This window comes from Enterobacter cloacae complex sp. 6730903, from assembly GCF_048283985.1.
In the GTDB taxonomy this organism is placed as follows: Bacteria; Pseudomonadota; Gammaproteobacteria; order Enterobacterales; family Enterobacteriaceae; genus Enterobacter; species Enterobacter hormaechei_C.
Map to the genome: position 1 here is coordinate 37,644 of NZ_JBLVXX010000030.1, position 19,572 is coordinate 57,215.

Genomic DNA, 19,572 nt, shown 5'->3' on the forward strand with positions numbered 1-19,572 from the left:
CAGCGCCGCCGGGCATAAAAATCACAGCAATTAAGGAGAATTATCATGAGCTTTATGTTGGCGCTTCCAAAAATCAGCCTGCACGGCGCGGGCGCGATCGGCGATATGGTCAATCTGGTGGCAAACAAACAGTGGGGAAAAGCGCTGATTGTCACCGACGGCCAGCTGGTGAAACTTGGCCTGCTCGACAGCCTGTTTTCCGCGCTCGACGCCCATCAGATGTCGTATCACCTGTTCGATGAGGTATTCCCGAATCCGACGGAAGCGCTGGTGCAAAAAGGCTATGCGGCATATCAGGATGCGGAGTGTGATTACCTGATTGCCTTTGGCGGCGGCAGCCCGATTGATACCGCCAAGGCGATAAAAATCCTCACCGCCAACCCGGGCCCGTCAACCGATTACTCCGGCGTCGGCAAGGTGAAAAACGCGGGCGTGCCGCTGGTGGCGATCAACACCACCGCAGGCACGGCGGCGGAGATGACCAGCAACGCGGTGATCATTGACGCCGCGCGACAGGTGAAAGAGGTGATTATCGACCCGAACATCATCCCGGATATCGCCGTAGACGATGCCAGCGTGATGCTCGATATTCCGGCCTCCGTGACCGCCGCAACCGGCATGGATGCCTTGACCCACGCCATTGAAGCCTACGTGTCCGTCGGCGCGCACCCGCTGACCGATGCCAACGCGCTGGAGGCGATTCGCCTGATCAACGTCTGGCTGCCGAAAGCGGTCGACGACGGTCACAACCTGGAAGCGCGCGAGCAGATGGCTTTTGGTCAGTATCTGGCGGGCATGGCGTTTAACAGCGCCGGTCTGGGTCTGGTACACGCTCTGGCGCACCAGCCGGGCGCGACGCACAACCTGCCGCACGGCGTGTGCAACGCCATCCTGCTACCGATCATCGAAAACTTTAACCGCCCGAACGCGGTCGCCCGATTTGCCCGCGTGGCGCAGGCGATGGGCGTTGACACGCGCGGCATGAGCGATGAAGCGGCCAGCATGTCAGCCATTCAGGCGATTCGTGACCTGAGCGCCCGGGTCGGCATTCCGTCCGGTTTCAGCCAGCTTGGCGTGACCAAAGCCGATATCGAAGGCTGGCTGGATAAAGCGCTCGCCGACCCGTGCGCGCCGTGCAACCCACGCACCGCGAGCCGTGACGAGGTCCGCGAGCTGTACCTGGAGGCATTATGATCCGCAAAGCGTTTGTGATGCAGGTAAACCCGGACGCACACGAGGAGTACGCGCGCCGCCACAACCCGATCTGGCCTGAACTGGAGGCGGTACTGAAAGCCCATGGCGCGCACCACTACGCCATTTACCTCGACAAAGCCCGCAACCTGCTGTTTGCGACGGTGGAGATTGAATCGGAAGAGCGCTGGAACGCGGTGGCAAACACCGATGTCTGCCAGCGCTGGTGGAAATATATGGGTGACGTTATGCCGTCGAACCCGGATAACAGCCCGGTGAGTGCGGCGCTGAAAGAGGTGTTTTACCTGGACTGATGTGTTAACGCTGCTGCCCTTGCGGTAGCAGCAATCTCCCGCCTGCCACTCAGCGTAAACGCCGACACCACCGTGATCGCCAGCACGAAGCAGCCCAGTATCAGATACGTCTCCTGGAAGCCGACCCGGTCATACATATTTCCGGCAAAGGCGGAGAGGAAGATCGCCGCCGACTGTTTGGCAAACTGGAAGCCAATCAGGTAGATGGTGGCCGACAGGCGCGTATCAAACACCCCGGTGATGTACTTGAATGCCCCCACCAGCAGGAACGGGACTTCCAGCGCGTGCAGCATCTTCAGGGCAATCACCTCCACGGCAGTGGTGGCAAACGACGAGCCGATAATGCGCGTCGCCATGATCACCCCGGCAATCAGCAGCGTGTTTTTCGCGCCGATGCGGTTAATGATCCACGGCGAGCAGAACATGATGATCGCGTTACAGATTTCCCCCGCCGTGGTGGCGAAACCAAAGGCGCGGGTCCCCTCCTGCGGCGTGGCGAAGAAGGTTTTGAAGAAGGTGGCAAACTGCTGGTCGAAGACGTCATACACGCAGGCCACGCCAATCACGTACAGGATGAACATCCACATTCTGCGCTGGCGGAACAGGGTAAAGACGGTTTTAGCGGTGATCTGCGGCTGATTCGCACCCAGGGCATTCATCACCTGCGCCGTCTGGTTGGGCTTCGGTTTCGCGACCACCAGCAGCAGCATCAGCAACAGCGCCGCTCCCGACCCCATCCAGAATACATACGACGGATCGATGCCGAACAGGATGCCGCCCGTTGAGGCGCAGAGCCCCCAGCCGAGACAGCCAAACATACGCGCTTTGCCGTACTCAAAAAAGCTGTTGCGGCTCACGCGCTCAATGTAGGCCTCAATCGCCCCCGAACCCGCTGAAAAGACAAAGCCGATATAGATCCCACCGCTCAGCGCGCCCAGCCAGATATTGGTTTTCAGCAGCGGGGCGAAGACGTACAGGAAGAACGGCGCGAACAGGAACAGCAGCACCGAGATGATCCAAAGCAGATGTTTTTTCAGCCCCAGCTTGTCGGAAATGACCCCCAGCACCGGCTGGAAGGCAATGGCCGACAGCGAGATGCAGGAGAAAACAATCCCGGTATGGGTTTTGTTCAGGCCGATGATGTCCGACAGCCAGATCGGCAGGAACGGAAAGCAGGTGGCCATGATGAAGAAGTAGAGAAAGAAGAATAGCCCGAAGATCCAGAAATTCGGGTTGTCTTTGTGGGTACAGGTTGTTGTGTTCATTATTTTTATCCTCAACGGAGGGCCGGTTGCCCGGCCCGTCACCCTTACACGCGTTCCACACCAATCAGAATGCCGGTTTCCGGATCCAGAATCGGCAGCGCAATACCCGCCTGCATCAGCCACTCACCGCTTACCGTTTGCGGCGCGTCCATCCACGCCGGGAGCTTGCGCATGGTGTGCCCGCCCTCGCCCGTAATCTGAATGTTCGGGTGATCGAGCAGCGTGATGCGGTACTGCGCGCTGGCGTCTAACCCCGGCATGCGCAGCGGCATCATCAGGGTGTAGTCCGGCATCGCGAGCTGGCTGACCAAAAACAGCCCCTGCGCCTTGTCTTCGCTCACTATACCCTGCGCCAGGGTGGTGGCGTCCGGCATATCCACGCGCCACTGGGTGCCGCGATGAATGATCTCGCGCCACCGCTTGTGCAGCGCGGCGTAATGGCGATAGCCTTCACGCTCCTGCGCGTCAACGGTGAGCGGATCCAGCTCCAGCCCCATGTGACCAAACAGCGCCGTCAGCCCGCGGAACTGAATGCTGTGCTGGCGGAAGGTGGCATGACATTTATGATGACCGATATGCGCCCCCATCACCTCCGGCGGGAAGAAGTAGCTCATGCCGCGCTGGATAGTGTTGCGCTCCAGCGCGTCGTTGTTGTCGGACGCCCAGAAGCGGTGGCAGCGGGTCAGCACTTCATAATCGATTCGCCCTCCGCCGGAGGAGCAGGATTCAAACTCAATGTGCGGGAAACGCTCGCCCAGTACGTCCAGCAGGCGATAAAACTGGCGCGTCTGGGCATCGGCGGCGGCTTTGCCCTTGTGCCCTGGCTGCACCAGCTCGCGGTTCATGTCCCACTTCACGTAGTCGACCTCGTGTTCGCCCAGCAGCCAGCTCATGCGCTCGACCAGATAATCAAAGGCCTGCGGAATATTGAGATTGAGTACCAGCTGGTGTCGCCCGGTCGCCTGGGCGTAGCCCGGCAGCGCCAGCACCCAGTCAGGGTGCGCGCGGTACAGATCGGAATCCGGGTTAATCATCTCCGGCTCAACCCAGATACCAAACTCCATGCCGAGCTGTTTAACGTGATCGATCACCGGCTTAAGGCCGTTCGGGTATTTTTTCTCGTCCAGATACCAGTCGCCCAGCGCGGCGTGGTCGTCGTTGCGGCCTTTGAACCAGCCGTCGTCAATGATAAAGCGCTCAACGCCCAGCGCGGCGGCCTCGTCGGCCATGCGCATGATGTAGTCCGGATCGTGGTTGAAGTAGATCCCCTCCCAGGTGTTGAGATGCACCGGGCGCGGTTTATCTTCCGGGAAGCGGATAACATTATCGCGCAAGTAGCGGTGGAACTGCTGACTCATGCCATTCAGCCCGTGCGGGGAGTGGCTGGCATACAGGCGCGGCGTCCAGAGCGTTTCACCCTCTTCAATCGCCCTTTCACCCGGCAGGTAGAGCGCTTCGGCCTGCATATAGCGGCGGCCATCGGTTTTCGCCTCCGCGCGCAGGCGGTGGTTGCCGCTCCAGCCCAGATGCACGCCCCAGACGTGGCCGTGCATTTCACTGAATGACGGCGTACCTGAAATCAGCGCCGGAAAATGTTCATGGGAGGTTTTACCCCGGCGGTTTTCAATCACAAAGCTGTCATGTTCAAGCATCACGCGGTGCGGCTGAAACTCCCTGATCCAGCGTCCGTGGAAGGCCATCACCTCCTGCGCGCGCTCAGCCACCGGCAGCGTCACGGCAAAGCGATCCACCTGCCACGCCTGCGTTGTCAGGTTGGTTAAGCCATGGCGCACCACCAGTACGCCGCTGGCATCCAGCGTTAATTCACTGGTCAGGCGCAGGCCCGCCTGTTTATCTTCTGCCGTTACCGTCAGGGTTTGCCCCTGCTGTTGTACGCCTGTGGTGGTGAAGACAGGCGATCCGTCCAGCCCCTGGCGATGCCCCTCGATGCCGGGCGAACCAAACAGGCCGTGCCCCAGCTCTGCCATCAGCGTGACGGGGGAGTCCACGTCCAGCCTGCCGTTAGCAACCGGGCGGGAAATACTTAGCGCATCCTGCGGCGAAAAGTGCTGAAGGTGCGGCCCCCAGTAGAGAATTTCAGCGAACGGGTGGGCTTTTAGCACCACGTCAACCGTATTGCTTTCAAGTCGAAAAATGGCATCTTGCATCGGACATCTCCTGTCATCGGGATGTCCTGAGTGTTAATCCGAAACGTTTCGGATACAAACCAAAACGTTCCGGATCTGTGATCGGGTTTTGAATTTTTGGTGTAATCAGGCTGTCTGGCCTGGGGAAAATTCCGGCTGCCAGAGCACCTGAAGGGTGTCGATGTCGTCGCCGTTAATCAGTTGGCGCACCATATCGGCAATCTGTTTCCCGACGCCCTGACGGGTAGACTGGATCACCGCCGCGACGTCGATATCGACAATGCTGTCCTGCGGTAAACCGTCATAGACCACCAGCGAGACGGCATTTTCACCGGTTAAGCGCCCCATCTGCGCCAGGGCCATCGCTGCGCCGTCGCCGTGGGTGTTGCAGTCGGTAATGATGGCCGTGGGTGGCTGCGGCAGGGAGAGAAGTTCTTGTGTGGTGGCATACCCCACGCGGCGCGAAGGGGGCATGGCGCGCAGCCATTCGCTGGAAAGTCCGGCTTCCCGCAGCGCGTCCAGATAGCCCTGGCGGCGCTGGGTGATGAATGCCTGGTTGTTGCTTTCGCCCAGCAGCGCAATGCGCTGATGGCCTTTCTCGATCAGCCAGCGGGTGGCCTGATACGTACCGGCATAGTTGTCGAAATCGAACCACGCGTACGGCTGCGGGAGCTGGCTGCGGCCGAGCGCCAGGAACGGGAACCCGGCGGCCTGAAGCTGCTCAAGACGCGGATCGTGATCCAGCGTATGCGCCACAATCAGCGCATCCACGCGTCGGCTCTGCACCATGCGCATATAGCTGTGTTTGTCCGCCAGATCGTCGTCAGCGATGAGCAGCAGGTCAATCTCATGTCGCGCCAGTTCGTGGCTAATTTCGCCGACCATGTCCATAAAAACGCTGTTATTGAGCGGAACAGGATGCACCGGAAACACCAGCCCGACGGCGTCGATTTTGCCCATCTTCAGGCGGCGGGCAAAGGTGTTTGGTCGGTAGCCACGGCGCTGGGCCTCCGCTTCCACGCGGGCCCGCGTCTCAGCAGAAACGTCGTCATACCCGTTGAGGGCGCGGCTGACGGTGGTAACAGACAGCCCCAGTTCTTTGGCAATGGCTTTAAGCGACATGATTTTCCGTATCTTCGTTAGTTTTGTTCCGCCACCAGCAGCGCGTGCGTATCCGGCTCCAGCGCCTTAAAGATATGCGGCTGGTCAGCGGGGTAGCAAATGTAATCTCCCGGGCCGAGCTCTTCCGCCGCGTCGATCAGGCCGACCATCGCCCGCCCCTGGGTCACGATAATATGCTCAACCGACCCAGGCGGATGGGGCTGGGAAATACGGTCTGCCCCCGGCTGAGTCAGCAGCAGATAGATATCACGACGCGCGCCAGGCGGACACGCCGCGAGCAAAATCGCCTCGTAGTTCGCCTGCCCGGCGACGACTTTTGTGCCCTCGCCGCGGCGGATCACCTGCGTGACGGGTTGTTGCGGCTCCAGTAACCGGGCAAACGGAATATCCAGTGCCACGCAAAGCGACCACAGCGTTTCCAGGCTAGGATTGCCGTTGCCAGATTCCAGTTGTGAAAGTGTGGATTTGGCGATCCCGGCACGGCGGGCAATTTCCGCCAGTGAGAGCCCGGTTCGCAGGCGTTCTCGTACCAGGCTTTTGGCGATCACGCTGATTGGCTGCGTCATAATAACGGCCTCTGTCTCTCTATAACGAACGAATCGTTCGTCTTGTAAAACGTTTCTGATGCGTTCATTATAATGGAAATACGTTCGATATGGCTAAAATGGTATGAAGAATCACCTCTCTTGCCTGAAAGGCGACACGATAAAAGCGATCGTCCTGGTCTGCCTCGCGGTGGGCGTGGTCGGCATGTCTTATGGCTCACTGGCGATGGCCTACGGTTTCCCGCTGTGGGTGCCGTTTGTCCTCTCCCTCACGGTGCTGGCAGGCGCATCCGAGTTTATGTTTATCGGCATCGTCGCGAGCGGCGGCAATCCGCTGGCGGCGGCCGCGGCCGGTTTACTGGTTAACGCGCGCCATGTGCCGTTCGGCGTAACGGTGCGTGACCTGGTGGGCAAGCGCGGCCTGAGCTTTCTGGGCTGTCATATCATGAACGATGAAAGCGTGGTGTTCGGTCTGTCGCAAAAAACCGCCGAGCAGCGTAAAGCGGCCTACTGGCTGTGCGGCCTGGGCGTGGCAATCATTTGGCCGCTGGGGGCGGTGCTGGGCGCGATGGTCGGCAAGCTGCTGCCGGACCCGGAAACCATCGGGCTGGACGCGGTGTTCCCGGCGATCCTGCTGGCGTTAGTGGTGCCGGCATTTAAAAACCGTACCACGCTGATCCGCGCCTGTAGCGGCGCAGTGTTGTCGCTGGCCGCCGTACCGTTTGCGCCGGTGGGTCTGCCGGTGCTGCTCTCTTTGCTCGGCCTTGCCGCGAGGAAAAAATAATGGAAAACATGACGGTCTTTATTCTCGGCATCGCCATTCTTTCTGCCGGAACCTATCTGATGCGTCTTGGCGGAGCGAAGCTTGGCAACCGGCTGGCGCTTTCAGAACGGTCGCAGGCGCTGCTTTCAGACGCGGCTACCGTTTTGTTGTTCTCCGTCGCGCTGGCGACCACGTTTTATGAAGGGGACCATTTTGCCGGGATGGCGCGCGTGCTGGGGGTGGGGTTCGCGGTGTTTCTGGCCTGGCGCAAAATGCCGTTAATCGTGGTGATCGTCGCGGCGGCGGTGGTGACTGCTCTGCTGCGTCTGGCGGGCATAAACTAAAAAGCGCCCCAGGGGCGCTCTTTCGACGGTATAGCGGAATTATTTGTTCAGTTCAGCGGTCATGTGTACGCGGTTACCGGTGAATGCCTGGGTAATTTTGTAGGATGACGCGCCCGCTTCCTGAGCCTGTGCAGCGATTTTAGCTTCTGCACCATCCAGCGTAGAGGCGGTTGCGGTCACTGTCTGCGCAGCGAAAGAACCAAAAGAGGTAGCCAGAGCAATTACAGCGACAAAAGTTTTGATGCTTTTCATGAGATAAACCCTTTCGTTAAGTTGTTTAGATAAGGCGCCGTGCCTTGATGAGATAAATATTAGACCTCATCATGAACAACTAAAAGCGGAAGGATTTGCTATACTCATTCAAAATTACTGATCAATTATCAATCGCTGCGGATGGGTGTAAATTGTCGCCCTTCCCGGCTTGCAGAACCCCACCAGCGTCAGGTTGCAGCGCTCCGCCACCTCCACCGCCAGCGTGGTTGCCGCTGACACCGCAAACAGAATTTCCACGCCGCACATGGCGGACTTTTGCACCATCTCATAGCTGGCGCGGCTGGAGACTAACGCCGCGCCCTGCTGCCAGACGTTGCTTTCCCGAGCGCGGCGACCTAACAGCTTATCCAGCGCGACGTGGCGGCCCACGTCTTCATGACCGCCGGCAATGTTGCCTGACGGCAATACCCATGCCGCCGCGTGGGTACAGCCGCTGAGCTGACCGATGGGTTGCACGTCGTTCAGGTGCTCAAGCGCCCGATCAAGATGCGCCAGATTGAACGTCTGGGTGAACGGCAGCGGGATAATGGGTTTGCCGATATCGTTAAGCTGTTCAACGCCGCACACGCCGCAGCCGGTACGTCCGGCCAGCGCCCGGCGGCGCTCTTTCAGCCCCATAAAGCGGCGGCTGGAGAGTTCGATTTGCACTTCAAGACCATTACAGGCATGAACCACATCCATACCGTAGATCTCCTGCGGATGCGCAATGATGCCTTCCGAGAGGGAAAAACCTATGGCGAACAGCTCCAGATCTTTCGGCGAGGCCATCATCACCACATGCGAAATCCCGTTGTAAACCAGGGCAACGGGGACCTCTTCCGCCAGAAAATCCGGCGTGGCATATGAAATGTGAGGCGGTCTGTGTACCGACAGTTCCACAATGCCCGCAGGCAGTGGCGACGCGTGGGCAGCACGGTTTTGTTTAGACACAACGGTATTCCTGAACAACCACGGAAGTGAGCCTGCTATTGCAACACAAACGGCAGGCCTTACGCATAGTATGGATCAACTTTTCAGCAACCATTCTCCTACTCAATCCGGAGGGGTGCAACCGATCACCTGCTACACCTCTTTAACATGCATGGGGTAAAATGTGATTGATATCACATTTTATAATCAATGCCGTGATAATACGTTCACTTTGTTTTAACGCCGTTGGAACAGGCGTACCGACATTGTGGTATTCTGGGCTTATCCCTCGGAGAAATGAGGGATTAACGCAAATTTTTCTCCTTTGCGGTTAATTCTCAACCGCAGAGTAAAACTACATAGCAATGTCGTAATGAACCAAGGAGTGACCCATGCAGGTCAGCAGAAGGCAGTTCTTTAAGATCTGCGCTGGCGGTATGGCAGGCACCACGGCGGCGGCACTGGGCTTTGCGCCCGGTGTAGCGCTGGCGGAAACACGGCAGTATAAACTGCTGCGCACCCGCGAAACCCGTAACACCTGTACGTACTGCTCCGTCGGCTGTGGGCTGTTAATGTATAGCCTCGGCGACGGTGCGAAAAACGCCAAAGCATCCATTTTCCACATCGAAGGCGATCCGGATCACCCGGTCAACCGTGGTGCGCTGTGTCCGAAAGGGGCCGGTCTGGTAGATTTTATCCACTCCGAAAGCCGCCTGAAGTTTCCTGAGTATCGCGCTCCCGGCTCTGACAAATGGCAGCAAATCAGCTGGGAAGAAGCGTTCGATCGCATCGCTAAGCTGATGAAAGAAGACCGCGATGCCAACTTTATCGCGAAGAATGCCGAAGGCACCACCGTTAACCGCTGGCTCTCCACCGGCATGCTGTGTGCTTCTGCGTCCAGTAACGAAACCGGCTATTTAACCCAGAAATTTACGCGCGCACTCGGTATGCTCGCGGTCGACAACCAGGCGCGTGTCTGACACGGACCAACGGTAGCAAGTCTTGCTCCAACATTTGGTCGCGGTGCGATGACCAACCACTGGGTCGACATCAAAAACGCCAACCTCATTGTGGTGATGGGCGGTAACGCCGCTGAAGCGCACCCTGTCGGGTTCCGCTGGGCGATGGAAGCCAAAATCCACAACGGCGCGAAGCTGATTGTGATCGATCCCCGCTTTACGCGTACGGCGTCAGTGGCGGATTTCTACACCCCTATTCGTTCAGGTACTGACATCACTTTCCTGTCAGGCGTATTGCTGTACCTGATGACCAACGAAAAATATAACCGCGAGTACACCGAAGCCTATACCAACGCCAGCCTGATCGTGCGTGAGGATTACCACTTCGAAGATGGCCTGTTCAGCGGTTATGACGCCGAAAAACGCAAATACGACAAAACCAGCTGGAACTACGAGCTGGATGAAAACGGCTTTGCGAAGCGCGACACCACCCTGCAACACCCGCGCTGCGTGTGGAACCTGCTGAAAGAGCACGTTTCCCGCTACACGCCGGAGGTTGTCGAAAACATCTGTGGGACGCCAAAGGCGGACTTCCTGAAGGTGTGCGAGCTAATTGCGGAAACCAGCGCGAAAGATAAAACCGCGTCGTTCCTGTATGCGCTCGGCTGGACGCAGCACTCCATCGGCGCGCAGAACATCCGCACCATGGCGATGGTTCAGCTGCTCCTCGGCAACATGGGGATGGCAGGCGGCGGCGTGAACGCCCTGCGCGGTCACTCCAACATTCAGGGTCTGACCGACCTCGGCCTGCTGTCTCAGAGCCTGACGGGTTACATGAACCTGCCGAGCGAGAAACAGACTGACCTGCAAACTTACCTGACGGCCAGCACGCCAAAACCGCTGCTCGAAGGCCAGGTGAACTACTGGGGCAACTATCCGAAGTTCTTCGTCTCGCTGATGAAAGCCTTCTACGGCGACAAGGCGACGGCGGAAAACAGCTGGGGCTTTGACTGGCTGCCGAAGTGGGACAAAGGTTACGACGTACTTCAGTACTTCGAAATGATGCACCAGGGCCAGGTCAACGGCTATATCTGCCAGGGCTTTAACCCGGTGGCGTCGTTCCCGAACAAGAACAAGGTTGTCGAGTCTCTGTCGAAGCTGAAGTTCCTGGTGACGATTGACCCGCTCAATACCGAAACGTCGACGTTCTGGCAGAACCACGGTGAGTCGAACGATGTCGATCCGTCGAAGATTCAGACCGAAGTGTTCCGTCTGCCGTCAACCTGCTTCGCGGAAGAGAACGGGTCTATCGTCAACTCCGGCCGCTGGTTGCAGTGGCACTGGAAAGGCGCGGATGCCCCGGGCATCGCCTTGAACGACGGCGAGATCCTGGCCGGTATCTTCTTACGCCTGCGTAAAATGTACGCGTCTGAAGGCGGCGCAACGCCTGAGCCGGTGCTGAACATGACCTGGAACTACTCGACGCCAGAGAATCCGTCTCCGGAAGAAGTGGCGATGGAGAGCAACGGTAAGGCGCTGGCGGACGTTATCGACCCGGCGACCGGTGCGGTGCTGGCGAAGAAAGGCGATCAGCTCAGCACCTTTGCGCACCTGCGCGATGACGGTACGACCTCCAGCGGCTGCTGGATCTTTGCCGGTAGCTGGACGCCAAAAGGCAACCAGATGGCCAACCGCGATAACGCCGACCCGTCGGGCCTCGGCAATACGCTGGGCTGGGCATGGGCGTGGCCGCTTAACCGCCGCATCCTCTATAACCGCGCCTCTGCTGACCCGCAGGGCAACCCGTGGGATCCGAAGCGTCAGCTGCTGAAGTGGGACGGCGCGAAATGGGGCGGCGTGGATATTCCGGATTACAGCACTGCCGCACCAGGCAGCGATGTCGGGCCGTTTATCATGCAGCCTGAAGGGATGGGCCGTCTGTTTGCTATCGATAAGATGGCGGAAGGGCCGTTCCCGGAACACTACGAGCCGTTTGAGACGCCGCTGGGTACTAACCCGCTGCACCCGAACGTGGTCTCTAACCCGGCAGCCCGTATCTTCAAGGGCGATTTTGAAGCGCTGGGTAAAAAGGACAAGTTCCCGTATGTCGGCACCACTTACCGTCTGACCGAGCACTTCCACTACTGGACCAAGCACGCGCTGCTGAATGCCATCGCGCAGCCGGAACAGTTTGTGGAGATCGGCGAGAAGCTGGCGAACAAGCTCGGCATTGCCCATGGCGATACCGTGAAGGTCTCCTCTAACCGCGGCTACATCAAAGCCAAGGCGGTGGTGACCAAGCGTATTCGCACGTTGAACGTTCACGGTCAGCAGGTGGATACCATCGGCATCCCGATTCACTGGGGCTATGAGGGCGTGGCGAAGAAAGGGTTCATTGCGAACACCCTGACGCCGTTCGTCGGTGATGCGAACACGCAGACGCCGGAATTTAAGGCCTTCCTCGTGAACGTGGAAAAGGTGTAACGGAGACGACTTATGGCTTATCAATCTCAGGATATTATCCGTCGTTCCGCGACTAACGGTTTCACGCCCGCGCCTCAGGCGCGGGACCACCAGCAGGAAGTGGCCAAGCTTATCGACGTGACCACCTGTATCGGCTGTAAAGCCTGTCAGGTGGCCTGTTCAGAGTGGAACGACATCCGTGACGAAGTGGGTCACAACGTCGGGGTGTACGACAACCCGGCGGACCTGACCGCCAAGTCCTGGACGGTAATGCGTTTCTCGGAAGTGGAGCAGAACGACAAACTGGAATGGCTGATCCGCAAAGACGGCTGTATGCACTGTGCGGATCCGGGCTGCCTGAAGGCGTGTCCGTCAGAAGGGGCTATCATTCAGTATGCCAACGGCATCGTCGACTTCCAGTCCGAGCAGTGTATTGGCTGCGGCTACTGCATCGCGGGCTGTCCGTTTGACGTGCCGCGCCTGAACCCGGAAGACAACCGCGTCTACAAATGTACGCTGTGCGTTGACCGCGTGAACGTGGGCCAGGAGCCAGCGTGCGTGAAGACCTGCCCAACCGGCGCTATCCACTTTGGCTCTAAAGAGGATATGAAAACGCTGGCGGCAGAGCGCGTGGGCGAGCTGAAAACCCGTGGTTACGATAACGCGGGCCTGTACGATCCGGCCGGGGTTGGCGGTACGCACGTGATGTACGTGCTGCACCACGCCGACAAGCCGAATCTGTACCATGGCCTGCCGGAGAACCCGGAAATCAGCGCCACCGTGAAGTTCTGGAAAGGCATCTGGAAACCGCTGGCCGCGGTCGGTTTTGCGGCTACCTTCGCAGCGAGCATCTTCCACTACGTCGGCGTTGGTCCGAACCGCGCGGAAGAGGAAGACGACAACCTGCATGAAGAGAAAGACGAGGTGCGCAAATGAGAAAACGTGACACCATCGTGCGCTACACCGCGCCGGAACGCATCAACCACTGGGTCACCGCCTTCTGCTTCATGCTGGCGGCGATAAGCGGGCTGGGGTTCTTCTTCCCGTCCTTCAACTGGCTGATGCAGATCATGGGGACACCACAGCTGGCGCGTATACTGCACCCGTTTGTGGGCGTCATCATGTTCGCGTCGTTCATCATCATGTTTTTCCGTTACTGGCACCATAACCTAATCAATCGGGATGATATCTTTTGGGCGAAGAATATTCGTAAGATCGTCGTCAACGAGGAAGTGGGTGATACCGGGCGTTATAACTTCGGCCAGAAATGCGTATTCTGGGCGGCGATTATCTTCCTGGTCCTGTTGCTGGTGAGCGGCGTGATCATCTGGCGTCCGTACTTTGCGCCTGCTTTCTCAATCCCGGTGATCCGATTTGCGCTAATGCTGCATTCATTTGCCGCAGTGGCGTTAATTGTGGTTATCATGGTGCATATTTACGCCGCCCTCTGGGTGAAAGGCACCATTACCGCGATGGTGGAAGGCTGGGTCACCAAAACGTGGGCGAAGAAACATCACCCGCGCTGGTACCGAGAAGTCCGCCAGAAACAGGAAAAGTCATCTGAATGAGTATTCGCATAATCCCGCAAGATGAGCTGGGGTCGAGCGAGAAACGTACGGCGGAGTATATTCCGCCGTTGTTATTCCCCAGACTCAAGAACCTCTACAACCGCCGCGCAGAGCGTCTGCGCGAGCTGGCAGAGAACAACCCGCTGGGCGATTTTCTGCGTTTTGCCGCGCTGGTCGCCCATGCGCAGGAAGTGGTGCTGTACGACCATCCGCTGCAAATGGACCTGACCGCACGCATCAAAGAAGCCAACGAGCAGGGTAAGCCGCCGCTGGATATTCACGTCCTGCCGCGCGACAAGCACTGGCATAAGCTGCTGCATTCCCTGATCGCCGAGCTGAAGCCCGAGATGAGCGGCACGGCACTGGCGGTCATTGAGAACCTGGAAAAAGCCTCCGATCAGGAGCTGGAAGAGATGGCGAACGCGCTGTTTGCTTCCGACTTCTCACTGGTGAGCAGCGATAAAGCGCCGTTCATCTGGGCTGCGCTGTCGCTCTACTGGGCGCAAATGGCGAGCCTGATCCCAGGCAAAGCCCGCGCCGAATACGGCGAAGCGCGCCAGTTCTGTCCGGTGTGTGGTTCAATGCCGGTCTCCAGCATGGTACAGATTGGTACGACGCAGGGGCTGCGCTATCTGCACTGCAACCTGTGTGAAACCGAGTGGCACGTGGTGCGCGTGAAGTGCAGCAACTGCGAGCAGACCCGCGATCTCAACTACTGGTCGCTGGAAAATGAAGACGCGGCGGTGAAGGCAGAAAGCTGCGGCGACTGCGGAACCTACCTGAAGATTCTGTATCAGGAAAAAGACCCGAAAGTCGAAGCCGTGGCCGACGATCTCGCCTCGCTGATTCTGGATGCGAAGATGGAGCAGGAGGGCTTTGCCCGCAGCTCGATCAACCCGTTCCTGTTCCCGGGTGAAGGGGAGTAATCTCCTGTGAGAGTGCCGGGCGGCGCGAGCTTGCCCGGCCTATACCTGGTAAGGCGTAAGGACCTCGTCAATACCCGCAAAATCTTTCGTGTTGCGAGAAATCAACGGACATTTTCTGCTCTGCGCTGTGGCCAGAATGATAGCATCAGGCAGTTTCATTCCATGCTTCTCACGTAGTAAAACGCTTCTTTCCGCAATATCCCGAGACACATCAATAATTTCAAAAGCGCCCATCACGGCTGCCGTTTTCGCTTCATGACCATGCCTGCGAGCGCCCACCATTACTTCCATCCAGGTAATTAAGCTGATGGCACGATGCGACGCGGTATGCTCAATCGCATCCGCAGCTTCAACACGGTTGTTGAAGAGATCAATGAGAATATTGGTATCAAACACTGCCATGTGCTCCATGATTACCACTCCTCACGCAGCTTGCGTTCATACTCAAGCCCGTCCTCTTTTCTGTCTCCCCACAGACCAAGCGCATTTCGGATAACAGAAGAACTCTGCTGGTCGAGATACAGTTCTATCGCTTCCCGAAGCAGTTCAGCACGTGGTTGATTTCGCAATTGCTTGAGATTATCCAAACGTTGAATCACGTCATCAGACAAATCGATAAGTATTCTGCCCATATCAAGTTCCGCCAAAACGCTCATATATCACCTTAGTATATCATCTTTGATTAATTTTCAGGCAAAATACTCTTTATCAATTTAGGGTGAAAGGACGTTTTTTAGGGAATAATCGATTTTGCGAGTCGCTTTCCACAATATGCACCTTTCAACATTTCTCTGTTTTCATCTGCTGTAAACCAGGCTATAAACTGTATAAAAACACAGTAAAAGGACGTAATCATGGCTCTGGAAAAGGGTATTGATAAGCTGGTACAGGAGTTTATTGCCGCAGGACGACCTTCCTCACGAAAGCAGAGTATTGATGACCGGAGAAGCGGGTATGTCGCCAGCACAGCGCTGGCCGGGGAAACAGAAAAGCGTATCCAGGTTGAAACGCTTGTTCTTGAGAATATGACCTTTCGGGTCTTTTCGCCTTTCAATGCCCCTGAAATGTTACCTTCTGCCCTCTACTATCATGGCGGTTGTTTTGTCAGCGGTGGGTTTGAAACCCACGATAATCAGCTTCGCCAACTGGCGTTTTATGGTAACTGCCGGGTCATTGCGGTTCAGTACAGACTCGCACCCGAACATACGTTCCCCGCTGCGCATGACGATGCAGAGAGAGCGGCAGATCTTGTCTGGCAAAATGCAGAACTATTAGGCGTGGATAAAAACCGGATTACACTTTGTGGAGACAGCGCGGGAGGTCATCTTGCGCTGGTAACGTCATTGCGGCTTAAAGCCAAAGGTCTCTGGGATCCCGCGCAGCTCATTCTTATCTACCCCATGCTCGACGCTACGGCCAGTTTTGAAAGCTATACCCTCAATGGCATGGATTACGTGATTACTCGCGATACCCTTTTGAGCGGCTATGAAATGTATCTGGCTGGAGCCGACCGTCAGCATCCTGACGTCAGCCCACTGTGGCGCAACGACTTTAGCGGTCTGCCAAAGGTCCATATTGTTACCGCGGAGTATGATCCGTTACGCGACGAAGGCGAGGCGCTTTATCAGCGCCTCACGGAGCAAGGCGTGAAGTGTACCGCTCAACGATGGCGGGGTGTAATTCACGGCTTCTTCCAGTTGGGTGGAATTAGCCAGTCAGCGCGAGACGTTATGCGAGATATTGCCTGGCGCATTAACCATGCCGGGCGAGAGTGAGAAGGAGACTACTCCTCCTCGTTCCCGCCCTCTTCATACGCGCCATACGGCTTCGCAGGCAGAACGATATAGGTGCCTTCAAACACCGCGCCTGGCGTTTCATCGCCGAACAGCTCAACCTGCATCTGTACGCGCGCTTTACGTCCACGCGCCAGACGGTCGAGATCGCCGCCCAGTGCGCCCAGGTCAGCAACCGCACTCGGCTTGCCGCTGATCGGGGCGCTGTAGCGGATATGGGCATCGGCCAGAATAATGGTGCCGCCGAGATGACGTTCGCGCAGCATCAGCCAGATCAGCCCCCAGCCGGTGAGCGTGGCGAGTGAAAACAGGCTGCCGGCAAACAGGGTATGGTGCGGGTTCTGGTTGCCGGTTTCCGGCATGGTGGTAATAAATTTTTGCCCGGTGTACTGCTGAATACGCACACCCATTTTTTCACTGAGCGGAATGTGCTGATACCACGCCTGCTGGAGCTGACCGCACCAGTCGGCGCGATGGAGAATATCGTCCAGCGTGGCGATGGGTTTGATCATCAAAAAGTGACGAATCGGCGTAGTTTGCGGGGCGGTGATTTCCCCCTGATTCACGAAACCAAGCTTGGCAAAGAACTCAACGGCATCTTCGCGGGCGCTACAGGTGACGCGCTTGACCCCTTCCTGACGGGCGACGGATTCCAGCGTCATTGCCATCAGCGTTCCGAGGCCTTTGTCCTGCACGGAGGGGTGAACGGCCATAAAGCGGATTGAAGCTTCGTTGTCGGCATTGATATACAGACGTCCCACGGCAACGAGGTTGCCCTCTTCATCAACCACCATCTGGTGGTGCGCCATCGCGTCCCAGGCGTCGCGTTCAGACCCTTTCGGTTGATGCAGTGGCTTGCGCAGCATTTCCCAGCGGAAATGGTAATAAGCGTCTAATTCTTCTTCCGTTTGCGGTACTCGAAGGTGATACATAGCTGTACTCTCTCTTGTTACCCGCGGCCATGCCGCCAGTTGGCTCATACCTGGAGCCAGAATGTGACGGGGCCATCGTTCACCAGCGAAACCTGCATATCCGCAGCGAATCGTCCGGTTTGTGTATTCATGTCCTGTTGGCGACAGCGCTCAACAAAGTACTCGTATAGGGCTTCTGCGCGATCCGGTGCCGCGCCCTTCGAAAAACTCGGCCGCATGCCGCGTTCGGTATCCGCAGCCAGCGTAAACTGGGAAACCACCAGCACGCTGCCGCCCGCCTGCTGAACGTTCAGGTTCATCTTACCTTCCGCATCGCTGAAAATGCGGTAGCCCAGCACGCGCTCACATAAGCGGTTGGCTTTTTGTTCGTCGTCATCCTTTTCGACACCCAGGAGCACCAAAAGTCCTGGGCCAATTTCACCCGTCACCTCATCCGCCACGGTGACGCTGGCACGGGTTACGCGCTGAATCAATGCAATCATGGTTGGTCTGCTTCTTGTTGTTTTTCAGCTTCTGCTGCTTTTTTGAGTTCGCGGTAGACCCCGAGAGTGACAGTTATTTCGGCGCCAAGCAAGACGATACACCACGTCCAGTAGACCCAGACAAACAAAATGGGGATCACCGCCAGCACGCCGTAAATCAACTGATAAGAGGGGAACATGGTGATATAAAGCGCGAATCCTTTCTTGCCCAGCTCAAAGAGCAACGCCGCGACCAGCGCACCCACCACGGCATCCCGGTTGGGTACGCGCGTAGTTGGCACCACGCTGTAGAGCAGCCAGAACGAAAGCCACGATAAAATCAGCGGGAAGATACGCAGCACGTTATCGATCACGCTGTTTAAGTCTGTTGCCCAGCGCAGCGAAAGAAGGTAGGAACTGATCGCCAGGCTTGCCCCCGCCAGCAATGGGCCAAGTGTTAAAATCATCCAGTAGACGGCAAAGGAGTAAACCTTCGGGCGGACTTTTTTGCTCCGCCAGATGGTGTTGAGCGCACTGTCGATGGAGTACATCAGCAGCAGCGCGGTAACAATAAGCCCACACGCCCCCACCGCCGTCATCTTGCTGGAGTTTGCGACAAACTGTTCAATGTAGTTCTGGATCACATCGCCGGTGGCCGGAATAAAGTTCGCAAAAACAAAATGGCGAAGCTGCATGCTCACATCGGCAAACATTGGAAACGCCGAAAAAAGCGCAAAAATCACCGCCACCAGCGGCACCAGCGAGAGCAACGACACGTAAGCGAGATTGCCCGCCAGCGTGGTCATGTTGTCCTCGTCAATGCGATGCCAGAGGAGTTTCAGCCACGCCCTCAGCGGGCGCGTGTGGTGATTGGCTTTTTGATGAACGGTTTTTAGCATAACTGCTTCGCAAAGTAGTTCGGTATCGTCTCTTTTCCAGTCACCAGAATGGAGGTGATACCTAACTGATTAGCCCCTTCTATATTATCGGCGTTGTCGTCAAAAAAGACCGCATCCGCCGCCGTGAATCCTTCTTCCTGCAATACCGCCTGATAGATGCGCGCCTCAGGTTTACGCATCCCCATCTCCTGGGAGAGATACACCTTATCTGCCGCCGCGTGGATTTCCGGGTATTCATCCGGCCAGAAGGTGGTATGCAGGCGGTTGGTATTCGACAGCACGACGACGCGATGCCCCTGCTCGCGCAGCTTGTGGATGATGTCGATCACTTCCGGGCGGATCGCGACAAAAACCGCCTGCCAGCCGTGGGAAAACTGCTCGTAGCTTAACGAGAGACCCATTTCCTGACAGAAACGCTCTGCGAACGCTTCATCGCTGATCTCACCGCGCTCGTGCAGATGGAAAGTCTCACCCATCGCGAAATTCTGCTTTAACGTCGCCAGCGGAACACGGCTAAAATCGCTCCATGCACCCAGCACCCGGTTAAAATCGATATCGACGATTACATTTCCTAAGTCAAAGATATAAAGCATGTTTATCTCCTTTCGCCGTGGAAAAGTAACTGTAGCGGGAAAGAGAAACTTTAGCTATGCGCCAGATTCAGCTTAGAGAAAGGAAAGGCCCGAATCGCAATATCG

General features: G+C 57.1%; 21 protein-coding genes. 9 read left to right on the forward strand and 12 right to left on the reverse strand.

The annotated features are described in order from the left end of the window. The first annotated feature begins 45 nt into the window (after positions 1 to 45). Entirely contained in the window at positions 46 to 1,194 is a 1,149-nt protein-coding gene (gene fucO, locus ACNQ0W_RS15990; RefSeq protein WP_062933608.1) for a lactaldehyde reductase, read from the forward strand. After that, entirely contained in the window at positions 1,191 to 1,505 is a 315-nt protein-coding gene (gene rhaM, locus ACNQ0W_RS15995; protein WP_062933607.1) for an L-rhamnose mutarotase, read from the forward strand. The genes fucO and rhaM overlap by 4 nt, the downstream gene beginning before the upstream one ends. Here the strand turns inward: rhaM and ACNQ0W_RS16000 are convergent. From ACNQ0W_RS16000 to ACNQ0W_RS16015, 4 genes are all read right to left on the reverse strand, one after another. After that, positions 1,493 to 2,770 (reverse strand): MFS transporter, encoded by a 1,278-nt coding sequence (locus tag ACNQ0W_RS16000; protein ID WP_047051655.1) that lies wholly within the window; start codon positions 2,768 to 2,770, stop codon positions 1,493 to 1,495. The genes rhaM and ACNQ0W_RS16000 overlap by 13 nt on opposite strands. 44 nt (positions 2,771 to 2,814) lie before the next feature. Beyond that, positions 2,815 to 4,938: an alpha-galactosidase gene (locus ACNQ0W_RS16005; protein ID WP_417933214.1), complete on the reverse strand. Its 2,124-nt coding sequence runs from the start codon at positions 4,936 to 4,938 to the stop codon at positions 2,815 to 2,817. Positions 4,939 to 5,043: 105 nt separating this feature from the next. Next, positions 5,044 to 6,039 (reverse strand): LacI family DNA-binding transcriptional regulator, encoded by a 996-nt coding sequence (locus ACNQ0W_RS16010; protein ID WP_003861974.1) that lies wholly within the window; start codon positions 6,037 to 6,039, stop codon positions 5,044 to 5,046. 17 nt (positions 6,040 to 6,056) lie between these two features. Beyond that, positions 6,057 to 6,605 (reverse strand): helix-turn-helix domain-containing protein, encoded by a 549-nt coding sequence (locus tag ACNQ0W_RS16015; protein WP_003861973.1) that lies wholly within the window; start codon positions 6,603 to 6,605, stop codon positions 6,057 to 6,059. 103 nt (positions 6,606 to 6,708) lie between these two features. Between ACNQ0W_RS16015 and ACNQ0W_RS16020 the strand changes: the two genes are divergently transcribed. Next, positions 6,709 to 7,368 carry an AzlC family ABC transporter permease gene (locus ACNQ0W_RS16020; RefSeq protein ID WP_003861971.1) on the forward strand — a complete coding sequence of 220 codons (660 nt, stop codon included), beginning with the start codon at positions 6,709 to 6,711 and terminating at the stop codon, positions 7,366 to 7,368. Continuing rightward, positions 7,368 to 7,691 carry an AzlD domain-containing protein gene (locus ACNQ0W_RS16025; protein WP_003861969.1) on the forward strand — a complete coding sequence of 108 codons (324 nt, stop codon included), beginning with the start codon at positions 7,368 to 7,370 and terminating at the stop codon, positions 7,689 to 7,691. The genes ACNQ0W_RS16020 and ACNQ0W_RS16025 overlap by 1 nt, the downstream gene beginning before the upstream one ends. Positions 7,692 to 7,730: 39 nt before the next feature. Here the strand turns inward: ACNQ0W_RS16025 and ACNQ0W_RS16030 are convergent, their stop codons facing one another. After that, positions 7,731 to 7,943, reverse strand: coding sequence for a DUF1471 domain-containing protein (locus tag ACNQ0W_RS16030; RefSeq protein ID WP_062933605.1), 213 nt, complete (start codon positions 7,941 to 7,943; stop codon positions 7,731 to 7,733). 114 nt (positions 7,944 to 8,057) lie between these two features. Then, positions 8,058 to 8,894: a formate dehydrogenase accessory sulfurtransferase FdhD gene (gene fdhD, locus ACNQ0W_RS16035; protein WP_062933604.1), complete on the reverse strand. Its 837-nt coding sequence runs from the start codon at positions 8,892 to 8,894 to the stop codon at positions 8,058 to 8,060. Between the two features lie 371 nt (positions 8,895 to 9,265). Here fdhD and fdnG point away from each other — a divergent pair, with 371 nt between their 5' ends. From fdnG to fdhE, 4 genes are read left to right on the forward strand one after another with little or no spacing between them, the layout of a single operon-like run. After that, on the forward strand, positions 9,266 to 12,316 hold the full coding sequence (gene fdnG / locus ACNQ0W_RS16040) for a formate dehydrogenase-N subunit alpha (RefSeq protein ID WP_111976126.1): 3,051 nt from the start codon (positions 9,266 to 9,268) through the stop codon (positions 12,314 to 12,316). A 12-nt stretch (positions 12,317 to 12,328) separates the two neighbouring features. Next, positions 12,329 to 13,231, forward strand: a complete 903-nt coding sequence (gene fdxH / locus ACNQ0W_RS16045) for a formate dehydrogenase subunit beta (protein WP_014072386.1) — start codon at positions 12,329 to 12,331, stop codon at positions 13,229 to 13,231. Then, complete coding sequence (gene fdoI / locus ACNQ0W_RS16050) at positions 13,228 to 13,863, forward strand: formate dehydrogenase cytochrome b556 subunit (RefSeq protein ID WP_003861958.1); 636 nt, start codon at positions 13,228 to 13,230, stop codon at positions 13,861 to 13,863. Before fdxH ends, fdoI begins: the two co-directional genes overlap by 4 nt. Then, entirely contained in the window at positions 13,860 to 14,789 is a 930-nt protein-coding gene (gene fdhE / locus ACNQ0W_RS16055; protein WP_062933603.1) for a formate dehydrogenase accessory protein FdhE, read from the forward strand. Before fdoI ends, fdhE begins: the two co-directional genes overlap by 4 nt. A gap of 39 nt (positions 14,790 to 14,828) precedes the next feature. Here the strand turns inward: fdhE and ACNQ0W_RS16060 are convergent, their stop codons facing one another. Both ACNQ0W_RS16060 and ACNQ0W_RS16065 read right to left on the reverse strand, forming a co-directional pair. Further along, entirely contained in the window at positions 14,829 to 15,200 is a 372-nt protein-coding gene (locus ACNQ0W_RS16060; RefSeq protein WP_077266491.1) for a type II toxin-antitoxin system VapC family toxin, read from the reverse strand. A gap of 2 nt (positions 15,201 to 15,202) precedes the next feature. After that, positions 15,203 to 15,445, reverse strand: a complete 243-nt coding sequence (locus ACNQ0W_RS16065; RefSeq protein ID WP_015569912.1) for a ribbon-helix-helix domain-containing protein — start codon at positions 15,443 to 15,445, stop codon at positions 15,203 to 15,205. 198 nt (positions 15,446 to 15,643) lie between these two features. Here ACNQ0W_RS16065 and ACNQ0W_RS16070 point away from each other — a divergent pair, with 198 nt between their 5' ends. After that, positions 15,644 to 16,564: an alpha/beta hydrolase gene (locus ACNQ0W_RS16070; RefSeq protein WP_062933602.1), complete on the forward strand. Its 921-nt coding sequence runs from the start codon at positions 15,644 to 15,646 to the stop codon at positions 16,562 to 16,564. Between the two features lie 8 nt (positions 16,565 to 16,572). On the opposite strand, the gene fabY is transcribed toward ACNQ0W_RS16070, so the two are convergent. From fabY to yihX, 4 genes are read right to left on the reverse strand one after another with little or no spacing between them, the layout of a single operon-like run. After that, on the reverse strand, positions 16,573 to 17,514 hold the full coding sequence (gene fabY / locus ACNQ0W_RS16075; RefSeq protein ID WP_015569910.1) for a fatty acid biosynthesis protein FabY: 942 nt from the start codon (positions 17,512 to 17,514) through the stop codon (positions 16,573 to 16,575). A gap of 44 nt (positions 17,515 to 17,558) precedes the next feature. After that, positions 17,559 to 17,996 carry a D-aminoacyl-tRNA deacylase gene (gene dtd / locus ACNQ0W_RS16080; RefSeq protein WP_015569909.1) on the reverse strand — a complete coding sequence of 146 codons (438 nt, stop codon included), beginning with the start codon at positions 17,994 to 17,996 and terminating at the stop codon, positions 17,559 to 17,561. After that, positions 17,993 to 18,874 carry a virulence factor BrkB family protein gene (locus ACNQ0W_RS16085; RefSeq protein WP_003861949.1) on the reverse strand — a complete coding sequence of 294 codons (882 nt, stop codon included), beginning with the start codon at positions 18,872 to 18,874 and terminating at the stop codon, positions 17,993 to 17,995. Before ACNQ0W_RS16085 ends, dtd begins: the two co-directional genes overlap by 4 nt. Then, positions 18,868 to 19,467 (reverse strand): glucose-1-phosphatase, encoded by a 600-nt coding sequence (gene yihX, locus ACNQ0W_RS16090; protein ID WP_062933601.1) that lies wholly within the window; start codon positions 19,465 to 19,467, stop codon positions 18,868 to 18,870. The genes ACNQ0W_RS16085 and yihX overlap by 7 nt, the downstream gene beginning before the upstream one ends. Positions 19,468 to 19,572: the final 105 nt, after the last annotated feature.